Annotated in this window: 10 protein-coding genes; 1 reads left to right on the top strand and 9 read right to left on the bottom strand. The window is 74.4% G+C overall.

Annotation, left to right across the window (positions count from 1 at the left end):
• Position 1 precedes the first annotated feature (1 nt).
• Complete coding sequence (locus ACIF83_RS15210; RefSeq protein ID WP_399726986.1) at positions 2-14,113, bottom strand: amino acid adenylation domain-containing protein; 14,112 nt, start codon at positions 14,111-14,113, stop codon at positions 2-4.
• Between the two features lie 276 nt (positions 14,114-14,389).
• On the opposite strand from ACIF83_RS15210, the gene ACIF83_RS15205 reads away from it, so the two are divergent.
• On the top strand, positions 14,390-15,466 hold the full coding sequence (locus ACIF83_RS15205; protein WP_398137531.1) for a polyprenyl synthetase family protein: 1,077 nt from the start codon (positions 14,390-14,392) through the stop codon (positions 15,464-15,466).
• Between the two features lie 81 nt (positions 15,467-15,547).
• Here ACIF83_RS15205 and ACIF83_RS15200 read toward each other — a convergent pair whose 3' ends face one another.
• Genes ACIF83_RS15200 through ACIF83_RS15165 form a run of 8 tightly spaced genes read right to left on the bottom strand, consistent with a single transcriptional unit; the run spans position 15,548 to position 23,508 of the window.
• Entirely contained in the window at positions 15,548-16,486 is a 939-nt protein-coding gene (locus ACIF83_RS15200) for a TauD/TfdA family dioxygenase (RefSeq protein ID WP_393469446.1), read from the bottom strand.
• Positions 16,483-17,310, bottom strand: a complete 828-nt coding sequence (locus tag ACIF83_RS15195) for an enoyl-CoA hydratase/isomerase family protein (RefSeq protein ID WP_399726981.1) — start codon at positions 17,308-17,310, stop codon at positions 16,483-16,485. The genes ACIF83_RS15200 and ACIF83_RS15195 overlap by 4 nt, the downstream gene beginning before the upstream one ends.
• Positions 17,307-18,137, bottom strand: a complete 831-nt coding sequence (locus ACIF83_RS15190) for an alpha/beta hydrolase (protein ID WP_393469441.1) — start codon at positions 18,135-18,137, stop codon at positions 17,307-17,309. The genes ACIF83_RS15195 and ACIF83_RS15190 overlap by 4 nt, the downstream gene beginning before the upstream one ends.
• Complete coding sequence (locus ACIF83_RS15185; protein ID WP_399726977.1) at positions 18,119-19,858, bottom strand: amino acid adenylation domain-containing protein; 1,740 nt, start codon at positions 19,856-19,858, stop codon at positions 18,119-18,121. Before ACIF83_RS15185 ends, ACIF83_RS15190 begins: the two co-directional genes overlap by 19 nt.
• A complete protein-coding gene (locus ACIF83_RS15180) occupies positions 19,855-21,042 on the bottom strand; it encodes an acyl-CoA dehydrogenase family protein (protein ID WP_398137533.1) in 1,188 nt (395 codons plus the stop codon). The genes ACIF83_RS15185 and ACIF83_RS15180 overlap by 4 nt, the downstream gene beginning before the upstream one ends.
• Complete coding sequence (locus ACIF83_RS15175) at positions 21,039-22,448, bottom strand: TrpB-like pyridoxal phosphate-dependent enzyme (RefSeq protein ID WP_399726974.1); 1,410 nt, start codon at positions 22,446-22,448, stop codon at positions 21,039-21,041. Before ACIF83_RS15175 ends, ACIF83_RS15180 begins: the two co-directional genes overlap by 4 nt.
• Positions 22,445-22,735: a phosphopantetheine-binding protein gene (locus ACIF83_RS15170; RefSeq protein WP_399726970.1), complete on the bottom strand. Its 291-nt coding sequence runs from the start codon at positions 22,733-22,735 to the stop codon at positions 22,445-22,447. Before ACIF83_RS15170 ends, ACIF83_RS15175 begins: the two co-directional genes overlap by 4 nt.
• On the bottom strand, positions 22,732-23,508 hold the full coding sequence (locus tag ACIF83_RS15165; RefSeq protein ID WP_393469426.1) for a thioesterase II family protein: 777 nt from the start codon (positions 23,506-23,508) through the stop codon (positions 22,732-22,734). Before ACIF83_RS15165 ends, ACIF83_RS15170 begins: the two co-directional genes overlap by 4 nt.
• Positions 23,509-23,570: the final 62 nt, after the last annotated feature.

Here is a 23,570-nt window from a genome sequence, read left to right as displayed (position 1 = left end):
TTCACTGCCTCCAGTCGGACTCGAGCTCGTCGATCTCGTCCTGGAGGAGGTCCACCAGGGAGAGGTCGGAGGGGGTGGCGGGGTCGGCGTCCGCGCCGGGTGTCGCCCCGGTCAGCGCGTCCAGCGCCTCCCACCACAGGTCGGTCAGGGCCGCGATCTCCGGCTCGTCGAACAGCGCGCCGGGCCAGGACCAGGTGGCCTTCAGCCGCGGGCCGTCAGGGCCGTCGTGGACGATCGCGTTCAGCTCCAGGGCGTGCGCGAACGGCATGCCGGGGTCGGTGGGCGCCACGGTCACCCGCTCGGGTGCCGCGCCCCAGGTGGTGGGGCCGTCGCCGCCGGTGCGGAGCCGGCCCAGATAGTTGAAGGCGATCTGCGGGGCATGTCCCGCGGCGAGCAGCGGCGCGGTCCTCGGGTTGAGGTGGCGCAGCAGGCCGTAGCCGGTGCCCTTGTCGGGCAGGGCCCGCAGCTGCTCCGCGACCCGGGCGAGCGCTCCGGCGAGGGCGTCGGGGTCCGCCGTCTCGTGCCAGCGGACGCCGGGGTCGAGGCGCAGCGGGTGCATGGCGGTGAACCAGCCGACCGTGCGCGTCAGGTCGGCGGTGTCGTCGCCGTCACGGCCGTGGCCCTCGCGGTGGATCAGGACGGGGCTGCCGCCGCCGGTGCCGCGCCGCCGCCGCCACTCGGCGAGGGCCAGCGCGAACCCGGTGAGCAGGGCCTCCTCGGCTCCGGTCGTGAGCAGGGCCTCGGTGCGCTCGGGCGGCAGCTCGGCGGTGTGGTGCCGGGCGGTGCCCTTGGTGTGCTCGGCCGGGTCCAGCGGCTCGACGGTCAGCCTCGGGTCGGGGGCGGCCGTGAGGCCCTCCCACAGGGCGAGTTGGTCCTCGGCCGCCGGGGAGACGGCCCGTTCGGCGAGCCGGTACGCCCAGGTGCGCAGCGAGGTGGCCACCGGCGGGAGCTCGCGGTCACGGTCGAGCCACGCGTCCATCAGGTCGGGGGCCAGGATGCGCCAGGACACTCCGTCGACGACCAGGTGATGGGCCATCAGCAGCAGGCGCCCGGGGCGCTCGGCGCCGGCGTCGAACCAGACGGCGCGCAGCATGTCGCCCTTGTCGGGGTCGAGCGAGCGGCGGGTCTCCTCGGCCTCGCGGGTCAGCAGTGGCTCGAGGTCCGTCTCCGGTACGCCCGAGACGTCGACGCGGCGGACCTGGCGGGTGGCGTCGGCGGTCTCGGCGGCGGGGATCTCCAGCCGCCAGGGGCCGGGCTCGGCGCGGTCGAGGCGTCCGCGCAGGGCGTCGTGCCGTTCCAGCAGCGCCTGGACCGCCTCGGTCAGGGTGTGCTCGGTCAGGCCCGCCGGGACCCGGAGCAGCACGGACTGGTTGAAGCCCTCGATCGGGCCGCCGAGTTCGCGCAGCCACTCCATGATCGGGGTGGCCGGCACCTGTCCCGTGCCGTCGTCGGCCGCCTGGTCGCCCGCTTCGGCGGCCGCCCGGGCGAGGGCCGCGACCGTCTGGTGCTGGAAGACGTCCCTGGGGGTGAGGGCCAGGCCGGCCTGGCGGGCGCGGCTGACCAGCTGGATCGAGACGATGCTGTCGCCGCCCAGGGTGAAGAAGTTGTCGTCGGCGGTGACGTCGGCGACGCCGAGCAGGTCGGCGAAGAGCGTGCACAGCAGCCGCTCGCGGGCGTCGCTCGGTGCCCGGCCGCCGGTGGCGGAGCGCTCCGGTGCGGGCAGGGCCGCGCGGTCGAGCTTGCCGTTGGCGTTCAGCGGCAGGGCGTCCAGCGTGACGAAGGCGTCGGGGACCATGTAGTCGGGCAGCAGCCCGGTCACATGCCGGCGCATCGCGGTGACGTCCATGTCGGCCGGTACGACGTAGGCGACGAGCCGCCGGTCGCCGGGCCGGTCCTCGCGGACGGTCACGAAGGTGTGGGCGGTGCCGGGGAAGGAGGCGACCGCGTTCTCCACCTCACGGGGTTCGATGCGGAAGCCGCGCACCTTGACCTGGTCGTCGACGCGGCCGACGAACTCCAGCTCCCCGTCGGCACTCCAGCGGACGCGGTCGCCGGTGCGGTACATCCGGGAGCCGGCCGGGCCGTACGGGTCGGCGACGAACCGCTCGGCGGTCAGGGCCGCGCGGCCCGTGTAGCCCCGGGCCAGGCCCTCCCCGGCGACGTGGAGTTCGCCGACGACGCCGTCCGGTACGGGACACAGGCGGTCGTCGAGGACGTAGACGCGGGTGTTGTCCAGCGGGCGGCCGATGGGGACCGCGCCACGCTCCAGGTCCCGCCGCGTGAGGGTGTGGTGGACCACGCACAGCGTGGACTCGGTGGGTCCGTAGCTGTTGGTGATGCGGGCGTCCGGGGCGTGGGCGAGGACCTGGCGGACGCTCGTCGCGGCCGGGGTGTCGCCGCCGACGCAGATGTCGCGCAGGTGCCGGAAGCTGTCCGCGTGGTGCTCGGCGAGCAGCCGGAACAGGCCTTCGCTGAACAGGCCGACGGTGACCCGGTGGTCGGTCATGGTGCGGGCGAGGGCCGCGATATCGGTGGCCTCCGCGTCGCAGACGACGATCCGGCCGCCGCTCAGGAGCGGGCCCCACAGTTCGTACGTCGAGGCGTCGAAGGTGGTCGGCGAGTGGAACAGGACGCGGTCCTCGGGGCCGTGGCCCCAGTACCGGTCCCGGGCCAGTCCGGCGACCCCGCGGTGGGTGACCGCGACGCCCTTGGGCTCTCCGGTCGAGCCGGACGTGTACATGATGTAGGCGAGCGCGTCGGGGCGGACGGCGGGCCGCGGGCGGGCCGCCGGCGGCCGGGACCGGAGCGCGGGGTCGTCGACGAGGACCAGCGGGGCCGCGCCCTGTGGGACGAGCGGGGCGGTGGCGCGGTCGGTGACGACGGCCGCGGCGGCGGTGTCCGCCAGGATGTGCCGCAGGCGGGCCTCGGGGCTGCGCCCGTCCAGCGGTACGTACACCGCGCCCGCCTTCGCCACCGCCAGCGCGGCCACGACGTGGTCGACGCGTCCGCCGAGCAGCAGCGCCACCCGGTCCTCGGTGCCCACACCCCGCTCGGCCAGCGCGTCGGCGAGGGCCTCGGCGCGGGCGTCCAGCTGGGCGTAGGTGAGGGTCAGGTCCGCGCTCTCCACGGCCGGGGCATCGGGAGCCTGGGCGGCCCGCTCGGCGAACAGCTCGGGCAGGGCGGCCTCGGGGCGGGCCACCGCGGTGTCGTTGCGGTCGGTGAGCAGCGTGCGCAGCTCGTCCTCGGCCAGCACCGGCAGGTCGCCGATGCTGCGGTCGGGCGCGGCGACGGCGGCGGTGAGCAGCCGGGTCAGCCGGGCCGCGAGCGCCTCGGCGGTGGCGGCGTCGAAGAGGTCCGTGGCGTACTCGATCTGCCCGGCGATGCCGTCGGGCCGGCCGTCGTCGGTGTGCCGCTCCCACAGGCTGACGGAGAGGTCGAACTTGGCCACGGGGGCCTCGGCGGACTCCACCCGCACCGGCAGGCCGTCCAGTTCGGCGTGGGGCCGGTCGCTGATCGCGTTGTGCAGCACCAGCATCACCTGGAACAGGGGGTGCCGGGCCAGCGAGCGCGCCGGGTTGATCTCCTCCACCAGGCGCTCGAACGGCAGGTCCTGATGGGTGTAGGCGGCCAGGTCGGTCTCCCGGACCCGGGCCAGCAGCTCCCGGAAGGTCGGGTCGCCGGAGGTGTCCGTGCGCAGCACCAGGGTGTTGACGAAGAAGCCGACCAGGTCGTCGAGGGCGTCGTCGGTACGGCCCGCGATCGGGGTGCCGAGCGGGATGTCGGTGCCGGCGCCGAGCCGGGTCAGCAGCGTGGCCAGGGCGGCCTGGAGCACCATGAAGACGCTGACCCCGCTCTTCGCGGCCAGGGCGACGAGCGCGGTGTGCGCCGTGGCGTCCAGGGCGAGGGGCACGTTCGCGCCGTGGTAGCCGGCGGCCTCCGGGCGCGGTCGGTCGGTGGGCAGGTCCAGCTCTTCCGGCAGCCCGGCGAGGGCCTCGGTCCAGTACGCCAGCTGCCGGGCCAGCGGACTGTCCGGGTCCTGCGGGTCACCCATGACCCGCTGCTGCCACAGCGCGTAGTCGGCGTACTGCACCGGCAGCGGACGCCAGGCGGGCGCGGCACCGCGGACCCGGGCGCCGTAGGCGTGGCCGAGGTCGCGCAGGAACGGGCCGATGGACCAGCCGTCGGTGGCGATGTGGTGCATGACCAGGACGAGTACGGTCTCGTCGCCGCCGGTCAGCAGCCGGGCGCGCAGCGGGGGTTCGCAGACCAGGTCGAAGCCGCGGGTGACGGTCTGCCGGACGGTGTCGGCCAGGCCGTCGGGCCCGGTCTCGGTCTCCTCCAGCACGGGCGCGCCCTCGACCGGTCCGAGGACCCGCTGCCAGGGCACACCGCCCCGCTCGGGGAAGACCGTGCGCAGGCTCTCGTGCCGGGTGACGACGTCGCGCAGCGCCTCCCGCAGCGCCGCCCGGTCGAGGTCGCCGTCGATGCCCAGCACCAGCGGGACGTTGTAGGTGGCGTCGTCGGCGCCCTCCAGCCGGTTGAGGAACCACAGGCGGCGCTGGGCGTAGGACAGGGCGACGCGCTCGGGGCGCTCGGCGGGGACCAGCGGCGGGCGGGTGTCCTGGGCCGAGCCGAGCCGGGCGGCGATGCCCGCGACGGTGGGGTCGTCGAACAGCGCCTTGATGCCGATCCGGGCGCCCAGGGTGGTGGCGATCCGGCTGAGCAGGCGCATCGCGAGCAGCGAGTGGCCGCCCAGGGCGAAGAAGTCGTCGTCGATGCCGACCGGTCCGGTGCCCAGGATGTCGGCGAACAGACCGCAGAGGATCTCCTCCTCCGGCGTGCGCGGAGCCCGTGTGACCGGCCCGGACGGGGCGGCGGGGTCGGGCAGCGCGGCGCGGTCGACCTTGCCGTTGGCCGTCAGGGGCAGCCGGTCCAGGACCACCACGGCGGACGGCACCAGGTACGCGGGCAGCGCCGCGGCCGCGTGCGACCGCAGCCCCTCGGCGGCGCCGGGGCCGGCCTCGGCGGCGACGTAGGCGACCAGCCGCCGGTCGCCCGGCTGGTCCTCGCGGACCAGGCAGACGGCCTGGGTCACCCCGGGCGCGGTCAGCAACCGCGCCTCGACCTCGCCCGGTTCGATGCGGTAGCCGCGCACCTTGACCTGGTGGTCGGCGCGGCCGACGTACGTCAGGAGTCCGTCACGGCTCCAGCGGACCCGGTCGCCGGTGCGGTACATCCGGGACCCGGCCGGGCCGAACGGGTCGGCCACGAACCGCTCGCCGGTCAGGGCGGGGCGGCCGAGGTAGCCGCGGGCCACGCCGGTGCCGGCCACGTACAGGTCACCGGTGACGCCGTCCGGCACGGGGTTGAGCCGGGCGTCGAGGACGTAGACCCGGGTGTTGGTCATGGGCCGGCCGAGCGGCACCGGTCCGGCCGGGAGCGCGGCGCCCGCCGGAACGGGGTGGTCCAGGCAGCCGACCGTGGTCTCGGTGGGGCCGTAGTGGTTGACGACCTCGACAGCGGGGTGGCGCTCGCGCCAGGCGGCGAGCTGCTCGGCGTGCAGCGCCTCGCCTCCGATGACGAGCTGGGCGGTCGGCGAGCAGGCCCCGGGCAGCTCCAGCAGCATCGGCAGATGACTGGGCGTCACCTTGGCGAAGGTGAGACCTCCCGGCACCCGCAGCCGCTCGTCCAGGTCCGCGACGTACAGGCAGCCACCGGCCAGGAGGGTGCCGTACAGGCCGGTCAGGCCCAGGTCGAAGGAGAGCGGCGAGTGCAGCAGGGTGCGGCCGGCCAGACCCGGGTAGCGGGCGGCGCAGTACGTGGCGTACTCGGCGATCGCGCGCTGCTCGACCACCACGCCCTTGGGGGTGCCGGTGGAGCCCGAGGTGTAGACGACGTACGCGGCGTCGTCCGGGGTGAGCGGGGCGCCGCGCTCGGTGTCGGAGAGCGGTCCGGCGGCCAGCCGGGCGAGGGCCGCCTCGGTGTCCGGGTCGTCCAGGACGACGGTGGCGCCGGGCCGCTCGGCGAGGTGCGGGGCCGTCTCCACGGCGGCCCGGGTGGTCAGCAGCAGCGCCGGGCGGGCGTCGTCGAGGAGGGTGCGGACGCGGTCGCCGGGCTGGTCGGGGTCGAGCGGCAGGTAGGCGGCTCCGGCCTTCCCTGCCGCGAGCATCGCGACGACCGCCTCGGCCGAGCGCGGCACCGCGAGCGCCACCACGGACCCCGCGCCCGCTCCATGGGCCAGCAGCAGCCGGGCCAGCCGGTCGGCGTCCTGGTCGAGCTGTGCGTACGTGAGTTCCCGCGGGCCGCAGACCACGGCGGGCGCCTCGGGCGAGCGGGCCGCCTGCCGGGCGAAGAGCTGCGCGAGGGTGTGCCGGGAGACCTCCGCCGCGGTGTCGTTGCGCCGCCGCAGGACCTCGTCCCGCTCGGCGGCGGAGACGATCTCCAGCTCGGTGAGGCGCCGGGCGGGGTCGGCCAGGGCCGCCTCGAGGAGCCGTACGAAGCGGGTGGTCAGAGACGCGACGGTGGCCTCGTCGAACAGGTCGGCGCAGTAGCCGGCCGCGGCGGTGATCCCGTCCGGCTCGCCCTGCTCGGTGAACCGTTCGGCGACGCTGAACAGCAGGTCGAACTTGGCCAGATCGGGGTCCTGCTGGACGAACTCGGCGGTGAGTCCCGGCAGGTCGGCCGCCGGACGCCCGAGGTTCTGCAGGACCAGCTTGGTCTGGAACAGCGGATGCCGGCCGGCCGAGCGTGCCGGGTTGAGCGCCTCCACCAGCCGCTCGAAGGGCAGGTCCTGGTGGTCGAAGGCGTCGATGTCGGCGCGCCGCACCCGGGCGAGCAGTTCGCCGAACGTCGGGTCGCCGGAGGTGTCGGTGCGCAGCACCAAGGAATTGACGAAGAACCCGACCAGGTCGCGGAGCGTGTCGTCGTCCCGGCCGAAGACCGAGCCGCCGATGACGATGTCCTCGCCCGCTCCGACGCGGGTGAGCAGGGCGGCGAGCGTGGCGTGCAGCACCATGAACGGCGTGACGCCGTGCTCGCGGGCCGTGCGCAGGACGGCCCGGTGGGTGCCGGCGCCGATCTCGAAGGGGACGAGGCCGCCGGCGTGGCCGCTCTCGCGCGGCCGGGGCCGGTCGGTGGGCAGCGTCAGTTCCTCCGGCAGGTCCGCCAGGACGCCCTGCCAGTGGGCGAGTTGACGGGACAGCACGCTGTCGGCGTCGTCCTCGCCGCCCAGCCGCTCCCGCAGGCGCAGCGCGTGGTCGGCGTACTGGACGGGCAGCGGGGCCCAGTCGGGGGTGCGGCCGTCGAGCGCGGCACGGTAGGCGGCGGACAGGTCGCGCAGCAGCGGCGCGGTCGACCAGCCGTCACTGGCGATGTGGTGCACGACCAGAACCAGGACGTGCTCCTCAAGACCGCGCTCCAGCAGTGCGGCGCGCACCGGCGGTTCGGTGGCCAGGTCGAAGCCCCGGCCGGTGACGGCGGCGATCAGGGGTGTCTCGTCCCGGCCGGCGGCGTCGACGACGTCCAGGCGGGGGCGTGCCTGGTCGGCCGGCAGCACGACCTGACGCGGGGTGCCCTCGGACTCCGGGAAGACGGTGCGCAGGGTCTCGTGCCGGGCCACCAGGGCGGCCAGGGCCGCTTCCAGGGCCCGCCGGTCGAGGGCGCCGGTGAGCCGGACGACCAGCGGGATGTTGTAGGAGGCGTCGGCGGGGTCGAGCCTGTTGATGAACCACAGGCCGCGCTGGGCGGGCGAGAGCGGCAGCACCTCGGGGCGGGGCCGCGGGGCGAGGACCGCGCGCGCCGGCGGGCGCAGGCCGAGCGCGGCCGCGAGGCCCGCGGGGCTGGGATTGCGGAAGACGGTGGCGACGGAGACGTCCGCGTCCAGCGCCGAACGGACCCGCGCCACCAGGCGGGTGGCCAGCAGGGAGTGGCCGCCGAGCTGGAAGAAGTCGTCGTCGGCGCCGACCCGGTCCACGCCGAGGAGTTCGGCGAAGATCCCGCACAGGATCTCCTCCTGCGCCGTGGCGGGCGCCCGGCCGACCGTGCGGGTCAGGTCGGGTACGGGCAGCGCCTTGCGGTCCACCTTGCCGTTCGCGGTCAGCGGCATCGACTCGAGCGCCGTCCAGGCGGTGGGGACCATGTGCTCCGGCAGCACGCGGGAGACCGCCTCCCGCACCGCCTCGAAGTCGGCACCGCCGACCAGGTGGGCCACCAGCCGGCCGTCGACGACCGTGGCAGCCGCGTCGGTGACGCCCGGCACCTCGCGCAGCCGGGCCTCGATCTCGCCCGGCTCGACCCGCTGTCCGCGGATCTTCACCTGCGCGTCCCGGCGGCCCAGGAACTCCAACTGCCCGTCGGGCAGGCGGCGTACGCGGTCCCCGGTCCGGTACAGCCGGGTCCCGTCCGCCGCGAAGGGGTCCGCCACGAACACGCCCGCGGTGCGCGCCGGGTCGCCCAGGTAGCCGCGCCCGACCCCGGTGCCGGCGACGTACAGGTCGCCGGGTACACCGGCGGGCACCGGCCGCAGCCGGTCGTCCAGCACGTACAGGGAGGTGTTGCGCACGGCCCGCCCGATCGGGGCGCTCACCCGCTCGGATCCGGCCGAAGCGGCGGTGATCACGGCGTGCGTGACGTCGTCCGAGCACTCGGTGGGGCCGTAGGCGTTGACCACCGGCACCGCCGGGAAGCGCGCGAACCAGCGGCGGCACAGCTCGGCCGGCAGGTCCTCGCCGGTGACGACGAGCCGGCGCAGCGCCGGCAGTTCGGGCAGCTCGGCACCCTCGTCCCAGGCGTCCAGCGCGGCCCGCAGCAGCGACGGCACGACCTCCAGCACGGTCACCGCGTCCCGCCCGGCCATCCGGAACAGGCCGACGGCGTCCACGGCCAGTTCCTGGCCGACGGCCACCACACGGCCACCGACCACCAGCGGCGTGAGCATCTGCCAGACGGAGACGTCGAAGGTCAGCGGCGCGTTCTGTACCACGGCGTCGCGGGCGTCGAGGTCGAGGTCCTCGATCTTGGCCAGCAGGTGGTTGTTCATTCCCCGGTGGTGCACCATCGCGCCCTTGGGCCGGCCGGTGGAACCGGACGTGAACAGCACGTACGCCAGCCGGTCCGGGACGGCCGGGACGGCGCCGGGCGTCCCGGCGGTCAGGTCGCCGTCCAGGGCCACCACGTCCGTGCCGAGGCCGGCCGCCGGACCGGTCAGCCCGGGTCCGGCCAGCACCAGCCGCGCCCCGGCGTCGGCCACCAGCTCGGCGGAGCGGGCCACCGGTGAGCGGGTGTCCAGCGGCAGGTACACGGCGCCCGCGGCGAGGATGCCCAGCAGCGCGGCCACGGCCCAGCGACCGCGCTCCGCGAGCACGGCCACCACCGGCTCCGGCCCGGCGGGCAGAGCGCCGACCCGGGCGGCGATCCGGTCCAGCAGGTCGACCAGTTCGGCGTACGTCACCTCGCCGTCGTCGTCCGACACCGCGACCGCGTCCGGCCGCCGCGCGGCCGTCTCCCGCACCCGGCGCACCACGTCCGTCAGGGACTCGCCGGCCGCCGTGGCGTTGAACTCCACCAGTTCCCGGCGCAGTTCCTCGTCGGTGAGCAGCGGTACGTCACCGACGCGCAGCTCCGGGTCGCCCGCGACCGCGGTGAGCAGCCGGGCGAAACGGTCCAGGAGGTCCTGGACGGTGCCCGCCTCGAAGGCGTCGGTGCGGTACTCCAGGGCGACGAGGATCCCGTCGGGCGCGCCGGAAGAGGCGTGCTCCTCACGGACGTTGAAGGACAGGTCGAACTTGGCCGTGGTGTTCGGCACGTCCATGAGTCCCAGCCGCAGACCGGACGGTGCGGGCAGCGGGCGGCGCGCGCCGTCCATGGACAGCATCACCTGGAACAGCGGGTGCCGGGAGGCGGACCGCACCGGGTTCAGGGCCTCCACCAGGCGCTCGAACGGCAGGTCCTGGTGGGCGAAGGCCGCGAGGTCGCCCTCCCGTACCCGGGCGAGCAGTTCGGTGAAGGAGGGGTTGCCGGCGGTGTCGGTGCGCAGCACCAGCGTGTTGTTGAAGAAGCCGACGAGCGGGTGCAGCGCCTCGTCGTCGCGGCCGGCGACGGGGGCGCCGAGCACGATGTCGTCCCCGGCGCCGAGGCGGGCGAGCAGGGCGGACAGCGCGGCCTGGAGCACCATGAAGGGGCTGGCGCCGGCGGAGCGGGCCAGCGCGGCGACGCGGGCGTGCGTGTCCGCGTCCAGACGCGTGGTCAGGGTGCGGGCCCCGGGCGCGCTCGCGGTGGCCGCGGGGAGCCGGTCGAAGGGCAGGTCGAGGTGGTCGGGCAGGCCCGCCAGCCGGTCCTGCCAGTAGGCGAGCTGACGCACGGCCGCCGGGGACGGCGCGTCCTCGTCGCCCAGCAGCCGCCGCTGCCACACGGCGTAGTCGGCGTAGCTCACGGGGAGCGGGGCGAGTTCGGGCGTACGGCCCCGGGTGCGGGCCGCGTAGGCGGTGAGCAGGTCGTCGAGCAGGGGCGCGACGGACTCGCCGTCGGCGGCGATGTGGTGCAGCAGGAGCAGCAGGACGTGCTGCTGCGGGGCGAGGGTGAACAGGGTGACGCGCAGCGGGGTCTCGGCGCCGAGGTCGAAGGGGCGTGCGCTCTCCTCGGCCAGCAGGGCGGGCAGTTCGGCCGTGGCCGCGGCCCGGCGCCGCAGGGCGGGTCCGTCGCCGGGCGGCGTGATGTGCTGGCGGGGGGTGCCGTCGCGGTCGGGGTAGACCGTCCGCAGCACCTCGTGCCGGTCGGTGAGGTCGGTGAGGGCGGCCGTGAGCGCCTCGGTGTCCAGGTCGCCGTCGAGGGTCAGGACGAGCGGGATGTGGTACGCGCTGCTGGGGCCTTCCAGGCGGTGCAGGAACCACAACCGGCGCTGTGCGGGTGAGAGTTCGGGGTCGCCGTCGTGCTCCACCGGCGTCAGCGCGGGACGGGCGGGCGGGGCGTCGGCGAGCCGCTCGGCCAGACGGCGCACGGTGGGCGCCTTGAAGACGGCCTCCACCCCGCACTCGACACCGAGCTCGGCCCGGATGCGTGGGGTGAGGCGGGCGGCGAGCAGGGAGTGGCCGCCCAGGGCGAAGAAGTCGTCGTCGAGTCCGACCCGCGGGGTGCCGAGTGCCTCGGCGAACAGAGCGCACAGGCGCTCCTCGCGCGGGGTGCGCGGCGGGGCGTACGGCGTGGCGGGCGCGCCGCCGGTCCCGGCGCCCGGGTCGGGCAGGGCCTTGCGGTCGGTCTTTCCGTTGGGGGTGACGGGGATGGCGTCGAGGACCGTGAGCGTGGCGGGCACCAGGTAGCCGGGGAGACGGTCGGCCAGGGCGCCGCGCACGGCGGCGAGGTCGAGGGCGCGGCCGTCGGCGGGCACGACGTAGCCGGCCAGGGCGGGCCCGCCGGTCGGGTCGGTGCGCACCGCCACCGCGGCCTGGGCGACCGGGTCCAGCTCGCGCAGGGCGGCCTCGGCCTCGCCGGGCTCGACCCGGTAGCCGCGGATCTTGACCTGCTCGTCGGCCCGGCCGACGAACTCCAGGGTGCCGTCGGGGCGTTGCCGCACCAGGTCGCCGGTGCGGTACATCCGCTCGCCGGGAACACCGTGCGGGTCGGCGACGAAGCGCTCGCCGGTGAGCGCCGGCCGGCCGAGGTAGCCCCGGGCCAGGGAGGCGCCCGCCACGTACAGTTCGCCGGTCACGCCGGGCGGCACCGGCTGCAGGGCGGCGTCCAGGACATAGACGCGGCTGCCGGTGACGGCGCGGCCGATCGCGGGCTCGCCGGGGCCGGAGAGGGGTTCGCTGATGGTGGCGCAGACGGTGGTCTCGGTGGGGCCGTAGCCGTTGAGGAAGAGCCGTCCGGCCGACCAGCGCTCGGCGAGGTCGCCGGAGCATGCCTCGCCGGCGACCAGGATGGTCAGGTCGGCGGGCAGGTCACCGGCGGGGTCCATGACGGCGAGCGAGGACGGCGGCAGGATCGCGTGGGTGACACCGGCCGCGCGGGTGAACGCGGCCAGCGCCTCGCCCGGCATCAGGTGCTCGGCGGGCGCCAGCACGAAGGACGCGCCGGCCAGCAGTCCCATGCACAGCTCCGGGACCATCGCGTCGAAGCCCAGCGAGGCGAACTGCAGCACGCGACTGTCGGGCCGTACCCGCATGTGTCCGACGAAGGTGTCGGCGAGGTGCGGGACGCCGCGGTGGGTGACCACGACGCCCTTGGGCCGGCCGGTGGAACCGGAGGTGTAGATGACGTAGGCGGGGTGGTCCACGGTGAGCGTGGCGGTGCGCTCGGCGTCCGCGAGATCGCCGCCCGGCCGCTCGGCAAGGGCGGCCGCCACCGCGGGGTCGTCCAGCACGAGCAGCGGCACGGCCCCGGCGGCCTCGGCGGCGAGCGGTGCGGTGGTGGAGTGGGCCAGCAGGCAGGCCGGCAGGGCGTCGCCGAGGACGTGGTCGATACGGGCCCGTGGATAGGCGGGGTCGAGCGGCAGGAAGGAGGCGCCGGCCTTGAGTACGCCGAGCACGGCCACGACGAGATCGGCGGAGCGGGGCAGCAGCAGGGCGACCCGGTCCTCGGGGCCGATGCCGCGGGCGGTCAGGTGCCGGGCCAGCTGGTTGGCCCGCCGGCCGAGTTCGGCGTAGGTGAGCACCGTGTCGCCGAAGCGGACGGCCGGGGCGTCGGGGAAGCGGGCGGCGGTCCGCTCGAACAGGGCGGGGAAGGTGGCCGTGGGGTCGGCGGTGACCGGCTCGACGGCGGGTACTACGAGGGCGCGTTCGGCGTCGTCGAGGAAGCCGAGGCGGCCGACGGGGGTGGCGGGGTGCTCCAGGGCGCGGGCCATACGGCCCAGGAAGCCGACGTAGCGGTCCTGGTGGGCGGCGAGTTCCGCGGCGTCGTACAGCTCGGGGTGGACGTCGAAGTCGACGCGGATCGCGCTGTCGTCGGAGCGGTCGTACACCGAGATCGCGAGGTCCTCGATGAGGCGCAACGACATGTTGCGGGCGTCCGCGCGGTGGCCGGCGAAGCGGATGTCGTAGGAGAACGGGACGACGTTGAGCAGCGGCCCGAAGAAGCGCCGGTGCTCGTGGCCGAGGCCGAGGTCGCGACGCAGGTCCTCGCCGCGGTACCGCTGGTGCGGCACCAGTTCGCGCAGGGCGGTCCGGGTGCGGTCGAGCAGTTCGCCGACGGTGGTGGCGGAGTCGACGGCCACCCGCAGCGGCAGCACGTTGGCGACCATGCCGGGCGCCCGGCGGGCCTCGTCGTGGGTGCGCGCGGTGACCGGCAGACCGGCGACGACGTCGGTGAGCCCGGTCAGGCGGTGCAGGTAGGCCATGGTCGCGGCGACGACGATCCGGGAGCGGGCGACCCCGATCCGCTCGGCCGCCGCGGTCAGTTCACCCTGGACGTCCTCGGGCAGCAGGGCGGTACGGCGGACGAACTCGGCCGTCGGCTTGAGGGGGCGGGCGGAGAGAGCCACCGGTTCGGGGCGGTCGGCGAAGCGGTCGTTCCAGTGGGCGCGGTCCTCGTCGAACGCGGCGGAGGCGCGGTAGGCGGCGTCGTCGGCGAGCAGGGCACGCACCGAGGCGAACGGCGACGGCTCGGCTTCGGTGCTCCCGGCCAGGGCCGTGTACAGGTGCGCGGCCCGCCGGACCAGGAGGGAGGCGCCGACACCGTCGAGGAGGATGTGGTGATAGGCGTGGTACCAGAACCACCGGTCCTCGCCGGCCCGGAACAGGGCCTGGGTGAACAGCGGGGAGCGGGTGAGGTCGATGCGGCGGCGCAGGTCGCGGCCCATCCACTCCTCGGCGGCCCGCCGGGGGTCGGCGGAGGCGGACACGTCGATGACGTGCAGGGTCCACTCGGGAGCCGGACCGACCGTCTGCCGGGGGCCCTCGTCGGTCTCGAGGAACCGCACGTGCAGCGCGTCGGCCTCGTCGACAAGGCGCCCGAGTGCCCGCTCGAACAGCTGCGGATCGACCGGGCCGTGAATCTCCAGGTATTCCGCCGCGCGGAATATCGGGCTGTCCGGGTCGACCTGCTGCGCGAACCACACCCCTGCCTGGGCGCCGGTCAGAGGAAATTTCTGCGCACCGTCGACAAAAGACTGAGATCGCTCCATGACTCCTCGTCAATTCACCCAGGGATATGCGGCGGACACCGACGACGGGGCGCTCTTCGCCACCGTGCTCGATTCACATGGATCGGCCCGCTTGCCATGTCGGAGACTATGTGCGGCCGCCTCGTCCCACCTGGACGGTGGCTGGACGAGGAGCTGCCTCTGCCGTTCACCGCGGCGTCCGCGCCGGAAGAATGGGCCGGGTCATTGGACAGTAAGAGGCAGCGTCATTCGCTTGGTTCCCGGTCCGATCGCTGCCGCGGCACGAGGAGAGCTGACATGTCGACCGCCCCGCCGGTGAGCCAGGAATTCACGGACACCGGACTCATGGAAACAATCGCGACTCGGGACGAGTTGCTGAACCGCGTCGAGCTGCGTCTGCGGAATTTCCTGGACGAGGAACGCCGGGTGTGGAAGTCACGCAACCCGGATTCCGTCGAACTCGTCGACTGTGTCGCCCGCATGGTCGGCAGCGGCGGCAAGCGGCTGCGCCCCGCGTTCTGCGTGGCCGGCTATCTGGCCGCCGGTGGCGACCCGGACAGTGAGGAGATCGTGGACGTCGCCGCGGCGCTGGAGCTGCTGCACAGCTTCGCGCTGCTGCACGACGACGTGATGGACGAGTCCGAGCTGCGCCGCGGCGCCTCGACGGCGCAGGTCGCCCATGCCGCCCTGCACACCGAGCGGGGCTGGCGCGGGACGGCCCGCCGGTACGGCGAGAGCGTGGCCGTCCTGGCGGGCGACCTCGCCCTGGTGTACGCGGAGCGACTGCTCGCGGGCTGCCCGGAGCGGGTGCGGCCGGTGTGGGGCGAGCTGTGCACGGAGTTGATGGTCGGTCAGTTCCTGGATGTGCGGGCCGCCGCCCAGTTCGCCCCGGACGCGGAGCTGTCCAGCTGGATCGCGCTGTTCAAGTCCGGCCGGTACACGGTCTTCCGGCCGCTGGCCATGGGTGCGCGACTGGCCGGCGCGGACGAGCTGGTGGCGCCGTTCGAGGCGTACGGGCTCGCGGTGGGCGAGGCGTTCCAGCTGCGCGACGACCTGCTGGACGCCTTCGGCAGCTCGGCGGCCACGGGGAAGCCGGCTCGGCTGGACTTCAAGCAGCACAAGATGACGCTGCTGATGTCGCTGGCACTGCAGACGGTGCCGGAGGTAAGGGAGTTGGTGGGTGACGACCTGGCCGCGACCGACCCCGACGAGCTGCACGACCTGCTGCTGCGGACCGGGGTCCGGGACCGGGTGGAGTCGGTGATCGCCGACCGGCTGGCGGCGGCGGAGGACGCGCTGCGCGGGACGGTACGGGCCGACTGGGCCGAGGGGCTGCGGCGGATGGCCGTCCAGGCGGTGTACCGCGACCACTAGCCGGGACGAGCACGGCCACTGGCCGGGACGGCAAAGAAAGGGGGGAGGCCGCCGGGCCTCCCCCCTTCTTTTCCCCTGCTCTCAGCCGGACATGGCCACCAGGATCCGGCGCTGTCCCGTGTACGCCCGCCTGCCGTGCGCCACGGCCACGTTGTCCACGAACAGCAGGTCGCCCACCTGCCAGTCCACGTCGACCGCCAGCCGCATCCCCGTCTCCTGGATGTGCCGGACGTACGCGTCGGGGATCGGCGAGCCGTCCGCGAACACGGCGTGCTGCGGCAGTTCGTCCTCCGGGATCACCGCGGCCAGCGCCGCCGCGTCCTCGCCGAGTCCCGCCGGGTGGAACTGGTCGGCCTGGTTGAACCACACCTCGGTCCCGGTGACGGGGTGGGTGAGGGTGGCCGGGCGCAGCAGGCTCACCCGCAGCGAGCCGTCCGCGCACCACTCGTGGTCGGCGCCCGTGCCGGCGAGGAACTCCTCGACCGCCGTACGGTCGTCCGTCTCGAAGGTGGCCTGCCAGCTCTTGCCGAAGCCGACGCCGTCGTGCAGGTTCTGCGTGTACCGCACCCCGCCGGCGAACGCCTCGCGCACCTCCGCGTCCAGCGAGTCGAGCCACAGCCGCCCGTCGACCACCGGGGTGGCGCCGCCGGTCTCGGCGGCGATCGCGCAGTGGAAGAGGATCCGCGACGGCCAGGAACTGGCGTACGACATCTCGTTGTGCATGGAGATCTCGTACTCGGCCGGGTACTCGGTCGAGGTGTAGAGGTTGCGGCCGACCTTGGTGCGCGGGGAGTTGCCGTGCACATAGGCCAGCCGCTCGGGCAGCAGCAGGTCGGCGAGGCCGTCGTAGCTGTCCTCGGTGACGGAGAAGCCGCGCAGGACGACCGCCTTCTCGCGGACGAGGAGGTCGTCGAGGTCGGTGCCGCGCAGGTACTCGGCGAGCCCGGCGGGGCTCGCGGCGACGCCTGCCTCGGCGGGCCCGACCAGCTTCGGCGCCCAGGTCGTACTGGTCTGCGTCATGGTTGTTCCTCCTTGGTGCCGGCCCGGCCGCCGGCGGCGAAGTGCGGGGACCTGCGCTCGCGGAAGGCGGTCACCGCCTCGTGGACGTCGGGTGACTTGGCCGCCATCACCTGGACGGGGATCTCGCGCTCCAGCGCGGCCCGCAGCGACGGGGCGTCGATGTTGGACTGCAGGACCTGCTTGGTCAGCCGCAGCGACACGGGGCTGTTGCCGGCGATCTGCCCGGCGCTGTCCATGACGACGGGCAGCAGGTCCTGGATGGCGCAGACCCGGCTCGCGAGGCCGCGCTGGAGAGCTTCCTCGGCGGTCACGAACCGGCCGGTGAGCAGCATCTCGGAGGCGAAGCCGAACCCGGCGATCCGCGGCAGCAGCCAGGACGCGCCCATGTCTCCGCCGGACAGACCCATCCGCACGAACGCGGCCCGCAGCCGGGCGCGGGCGGTGAGCACGCGGACGTCGGCGGCCAGGGCGAGCGAGAGGCCCGCGCCGGCCGCGACCCCGTCGACGGCGGCGACGACGGTCTGCGGCAGTTCGCGCAGCGCGGCGATCACCTCCGCCTGGCGCTCCAGCAGGGCGGTCAGCTCCAGCGGCGGCAGCGCGGCCACCCGTCCGACCTCGGCGACGTCGTACCCGGAGCAGAAGGTCTCCCCCGCCCCCTTGAGGACCAGCACCCGCACCGAGGGGTCGGCGGCGAGCGCGGCGCAGAGCGCGCCGAGCGCCTCGAAGACCTCCTCGGTCAGCGCGTTGGCGCGGTGGGGACGGTTCAGGGTGGCCGCCACGACGCCCTCGCGCGGCCTGGTCACCAGGACCACGGGTGCCGTCATGCTCGCACCTCCTGCGGTGTCGCGGCCGCCGCGGTGAGCCTGCCGTGCAGGAAGTCCAGCGCGTCGGGCAGGGCGTCGTTCACGAACTGCCAGTCGTGGCCGCCCGGCCGCTCCCGGTACTCCAGCGGCCAGCCCCGCTCGCGCAGGGCGTCGCGCACGGTCCGGTTCATCCGGACCATGCGGTCGTGGTCGCCGGTGCCGACGTCCAGGTACAGGGCCGGCGGTGGCAGCGGGTCCTCCCGCGCCATCAGCCGGTACGGGTCGTAGCTGCGCCGGGTCTCGCTGCCGGGCGGGCCCCACACGCGCTCGTGGCTCTCGACCGTGGGCATCACGAAGTCCGGCTCGCCGCGGTGCTCCTGGTAGGGGTCGCCGATCCGCCGGGGGGCCTCGAAGGCGCCCGCGTGCGAGGTGACGGCCGAGAACAGCGCGCGATGGCGCAGCGCCAGGAAGAGCGCGGTCGCCCCGCCCATGGAGAACCCGCCCACGGCCCGGGCCGAGCGGCGGGCGAGCGTGTTGAACCGGGCGTCGACGGCGGGCAGCAGTTCCTCGGTGAAGTGGTCCTCGTAGCGCAGGCCCGCGTGGTCGTTGACGAACCAGCGGCGCCCGCTCTCCGGCATGACCACCACGAGCCGGCTGCCCCGCAGGTACTCCGCGAGCCGGGTGCGCTCCAGCCAGGTGCCGCGGCCGCCGCCGTAGCCGTGCAGCAGGTACAGCACGGGGTGGCCGGGGCCGTGCGGCTGGTAGCCGTCCGGCAGCAGGACCGTGGCGCGCTTGGTGCGGCCGAGGATCCGGCTGGGCACCTCCAGGGTCAGTGCTTCACCAGGCACGGTTCCTCCTCGGGGCGCGCAAGCGGCATCGCGGCCAGCGCCCGGCGGTCGACCTTGCCCGTCGAGGTGCGCGGGAACGCCGTCAGGAACCGGAACTCCTGCGGGACCATGTAGCGCGGCAGGTGTTCCAGGCAGTGCCGGCGCAGTGCGTCCGGGTCGGGGCGGGCCCCGTCGGCGGGGATCACATGGACCTCCAGCGCGGTGGCGTCGGGGTCGCCGCCGGGGTCCGGTACGGCGACGCAGGCGGCCTCGTGCACCCCGGGCAGTTCGAGCAGCCGGGCCTCGATCTCCTCGGGTTCGACGCGGTAGCCGCGGATCTTCACCATGTGGTCGCGGCGGCCCAGGTAGAGGTACCCGGTGCCGGCCTCGTGCCGGACCAGGTCGCCGGTGCGGTGCACCCCGGCCGGGTCCTCGGGGGCGCCCCAGTAGCCGAGCATCACCGAGTCGCCGGCGATGACCAGTTCGCCCTCGGCGCCGGGGGCGTCGTCGATCGGGCGGCCGTCCGCGTCGTGCAGGGTGGCCCGGGCGTAGGGGCAGGGGCGGCCGATCGGCGGCGGGGCCGTCCGGCCGGGGGCGAGGTCGTCGTCGGTGACGCGGTGGAAGGTGCACACGTTGGTCTCGGTCGGCCCGAACAGGTTGTAGAGGGCCGCCTCGGGCAGGGCCTCACGCAGCCGCCGGACGTGCTTGAGCGGGAACGGCTCCCCCGCGAACAGGACCGTGCGCAGCCCGCTCGACTCCAGCAGTACGCGGTTCTTCGCGTCGAGCATCCGGATCAGGGCGCCCGGCACCGAGTACCAGACCGTGATCCGCTCCTCGGCGACCAGCCGGTTCAGGGCGACGCCGAGCCCGCGCCGGTTCTCCGGCACCAGGACGAGGCAGGCACCGGCCCGTGCGGTGGCGAACAGGTCGAAGACGGAGAGGTCGAAGTGGACCGGGGCGTGCGAGGACACCCGGTCGGCGCCGGTCAGCCCGGTCTCGGCCACGGCCCAGTCGACGAACGCCAGGGCGTTGCGGTGCGAGAGCATGACGCCCTTGGGCGCGCCCGTGGAACCGGACGTGTACAGCACGTAGGCGAGGTCGTCGGGCGCGAGCCGGGCGGGCGGGACGGCGTCGGCCGGGCCCTGCTCCACGGCGTCCCGCCATCCCAGCCGGGGCGCGCGCCGGGGCTGCCCGCCGGACACGACGACAGGATGCCGCTGCCCGGGCGCGCCGTCGGGCGCCACGGGTGCGCCGGGCGCATCGGCCGCATACGTCGTGTCCGGCGTATCGGCCGCGCCCCTTGCATGAGCCGCGTTGCCGGCGTCCGTCGCCTCTCTCCCGTCCGCCCGGTCCGTCACGACGACGACGCGGAACGGCTCGTCCGCATCGGCGTGCTGCTCGTCCAGCAGGGCGAGCCGGCCGCTGTCGGTGACCAGGGCCGCGACGGAGCAGTCGCGCAGGATGTAGGCGGCGCGGGCGGGCGGGGCCGCGGGGTCCACCGGTACGTAGGCGGCGCCCAGCCGCAGTGCCGCGTGGACGGCTACGACGGTCTCGGCGGACTTGGCCAGCCACAGCCCGACCCGGTCGCCGCGGCCGACGCCGGCCTGCCGCAGCGCGGCGGCCAGCGCACCGGCGGCGCGGTCCAGTTCGGCGTAGGTCAGCGTCCGCTCGCGGTCGCGCAGCGCGGGGGCGCCGGGCCGCTCGGCGGCGGCGCGCGTGAGCAGGTCGGCAAGGGTCGTCACGGTGTGTGCCTTCCGTCCGCGGTGTGCCGCGCCCGGACGGTGAGGCCCAGCTTGTCGGCCATCACCTTGCGCTGCATGTCGGAGGTGCCGGAGGAGATCCGGGTGCCGAGGGCGTCCCGGAGGTTGCGCTCGGCGTCGGTGGCGGTGGTGTAGCCGAGGCCGCCGTAGAGCTGGACGGCGTCCAGGAAGGTCTGGACGGCGGACTCGCTGGTCTCCAGCTGGGCGGCCTCGGGGAACACCGAGCCGGTGTCGCCGCGGCCCAGGTCCCAGGCGGCCCGGTAGGTGAGCAGCCGGGCGGCCTCCAGCCGTACCTGCATGCCGACCACGCTGTGGGACACGGAGGGGAAGCGGCCGATGATGCTGCCGAACTGCTCGCGGCTGCGGGCGTACCGGGTGCACTCGTCGATCTGGCGCTGCATGGTGCCGAGCAGCGGGGCGAGGATCAGGGACCGCTCCCAGGCCATGGCGGTGGCGAGGATCCTCGACCCCTGCTTCTCCGCGCCGAGCCGGTTCGCGACGGGGATCCGGCAGTCGCGCAGGACGATCTCGCCCCAGGGCGCGGTGCGCAGACCCGTCTTCTCGAAGCCGGTCTCGACGGTGAGGCCGGGCGTGTCCCGGTCGACGAGGAACGCGGTGACGCCGGTGAAGCCCAGCTCGGGGTTGACGGTCGCGTAGACGATGAACAGGTCGGCCACCGGCGCGTTGGTGATGAACCGCTTCCCGCCGTTCAGCACGTAGTGGTCGCCCTCGCGCCGGGCCACGGCGGACAGCGACAGCGCGTCGGAGCCGGAGCCCGCCTCGGTGATCGCGTGGGCACCGATGCTGCTGCCGTCGACCAGGGCCGGCAGGTGGCGGCGCTTCTGCTCCTCGGAGCCGAAGTGCAGCAGCGGCAGCTCGACCGCCCACAGGTGGGCCCCGGCGGAGATCAGCAGGCCGTTGTCCCGGCAGCCCCGCCCCAGGCCCTCCAGGGCCAGCGCGCAGGTCAGCGGGTCGAGGCCGAGGCCGCCGTACTCCTTCGGCACGGGCAGCGCGAACACCCCGGCGTCCGCGCAGCGCTGCCAGTCACCGGGCTGGAGGGTCTGGGTGCGTTCCCGCTGCTCCAGGTCGCCGCCCAGGGCGGTGGCGCCGAGTTCACGCAGCCGCTCCGCCAGCGCCGTCTGCTCGTCGGTGGGGGCGAGTCTCATGACACCGCACCCGCGGGCTCGGCGTCCGGCAGGGCGGCCAGCGAGGCGGCGATGGTCTCGTCGGAGACCACGTGGTCGGCCAACTGCCCGGACAGGTACTGCTGGTAGGCGGACAGGTCGAGCATGCCGTGCCCGCTGACGTTGAGCAGGATGACCTTCTCGGTGCGCTCCTCGCGGGCCCGTACGGCCTCGTCGACGGCGGCCCGCACGGCGTGCGCGGACTCGGGCGCGGGCACCAGGCCCTCGGCGCGGGCGAACAGCACCCCCGCCTCGAAGACCGCGTTCTGGCCGTAGGCCACGGCCTCCATCAGGCCCTGCTCGTACAGCGCGCTGACCAGCGGCGCGGCACCGTGGTAGCGCAGCCCGCCGGCGTGCACGCCCGGGGCCTCGAAGGTGTGGCCGAGGGTGTACATCTTGGTCATCGGGGTGGTGCCGGAGACGTCGTTGTAGTCCCAGGCGTACCGACCCCGGGTGAGCTTGGGGCAGGCCTCGGGCTCGACCGCGATCAGCCGGGTGGCGGCGCCGGTGCGCAGCCGCTCGCGGTGGAAGGGGAAGGCGAGACCGGCGAAGTTGCTGCCGGCGCCCATGGAGGCGACGACGACGTCCGGGAACTCGCCGACGGCGGCGAGCTGTTTGAGTGCCTCCTCGCCGATGACCGTCTGGTGCAGCAGGACGTGGTTCTCGCCGCTGCCCACGCAGAACCGGCCGCCCGGCACGGACCTGGCGTACTCCAGCGCCTCGGCGTTGGCGACGGAGACGCTGCCCGCGCTGTCGGGCCGCTCGGCCTGCAGCCTGCGCCCGGTCTCGGTCAGCCCGCCGGGACTCGGCACCACCCGGGCTCCGTGCAGCTCCATCAGGACGCGCCGGTAGGGCTTCTGGTCGTGGCTGACCCGGACCATGAACACCGTGCACTCGAGGTCCATGGCCTGGCAGGCCACGGCCAGGGCGCTGCCCCACTGTCCGGCGCCGGTGCCCGTGGTGAGGTGTTCGACACCCGACTTCTTGTAGTAGTACGCCTGGGCCAGCGCGGAGTTGAGCTTGTGGCTGCCCACCCCGTTGGCGCCCTCGTACTTGTAGTAGATGCGGGCCGGGGTGTCGAGGGCACGCTCCAGGGCGCGGGCCCGCACCAGCGGGGTGGGCCGCCAGCGCTGGTACTCGGCGCGGACCTCGGCGGGAATCTCCACGAAGCGCTCGCGGCCCACGCTGGCCCGGTACATCGACAGCGGGATGTTGGGGGCGAGCCCGGAGGCGGCGCCCTGCTGCGGCGGATTGCCGTCGGCGGGTTCGGTGCGCGGGCGAGCCCGGCGGACGTCGGCCGTCGGCACGTCCAGGTCGGCCAGGATGTTGTACCAGTGGGTGGGAACGTCGTCCTCGCTGAGCAGGACCTGGTTGCGGGTCACCTTCATGCCACGCCGTCCCGGGCCACGGTCGCCGGCATGTGCTTGCCGATCAGCGCGACGAGGTCGCCGACGTTCTCCAGGTCGGCCTCCATGATGTCCTCGTCCTCGATGTGGCCGCCGAATTCCTCCTCGACCGCCATCAGGAGTTGCAGCAGGTTGAGTGAATCCAGGCGGATCACCGGCGAATAGAGCGATATGTCGTCACGTATTTCCGCCGGTGTCAGCCGCAGATCCAGTACGTCGACCATGATTTCCCGGACGCGGCGGGCCACTTCGTCGTCGTGACCGATCATTTGCAGTCTCCTCCCAGCCGTTCGGTGATGTCGGCCAGAAGTGCGTCTTCATGGTCCGACAGATAGAAATGCCCCCCGGAAAAGACACGGAACGAGAACTCCGCGGAGGTCAGGTCCTGCCAGGCGCGCGCGTCGTCCGGGTCGACTCCGGGGTCGGCGTCACCGACGTACGCGGTGACCGGGGAGGTCGTCCGCCGGCCCGACAGTGGCCGGTAGGTCTCGATGAGCCGCAGATCCGCACGCATCGCAGGAAGCACGAGCGGACGCAGTTCAGGGTCCGCCAGCACCGCCTTGTCCATCGCGCCGAGTTCACCGAACCACTCCACCATCGCGTCGTCGCTTCTGAGATGTATGTCCGTGTGGCTCCGGGGGCGGAGCGGGGAGCCTGCGGCGGACACGAACACCCGCCGTGGCCTGGCCCGATAGCGGTGCTCCAGGCGCAGTGCCACCTCGTAGGCGACCGACGCCCCCATGCTGTGCCCGAAGAGGGCGAAGGGCCGGTCGAGCAGCGGCACGAGGGCCGCGGCGACGCCGTCGGCGAGCGACTCCATGTCCGGGAGGCACTCCTCCCCGAGGCGGTCCTGACGCCCGGGGTACTGCACGGCGACCACCTCGACCCCGTCGAGCGGGGCCTGGGCCCACCGGTGGAACGCCCCGGCGTTACCGCCTGCGTAGGGCAGGCAGAACAGCCGCAGAGAGGGTGACTCCAGCGGTCGGTATCTCTTGATCCACGCGCTGTCGCCGTGCGCTGGGCGAATGTGTGTCAGTGACACTGATGGCCTCTCCATCGGAAGACGAACACGACCGGCCAAATACGGTTCGCCACCCTAGCCAC

Origin of the sequence: Streptomyces sp. NPDC085866 (assembly GCF_044541035.1) — a bacterium.
GTDB lineage: Bacteria > Actinomycetota > Actinomycetes > Streptomycetales > Streptomycetaceae > Streptomyces.
This window is presented reverse-complemented; position numbering and strand designations above follow the sequence as displayed.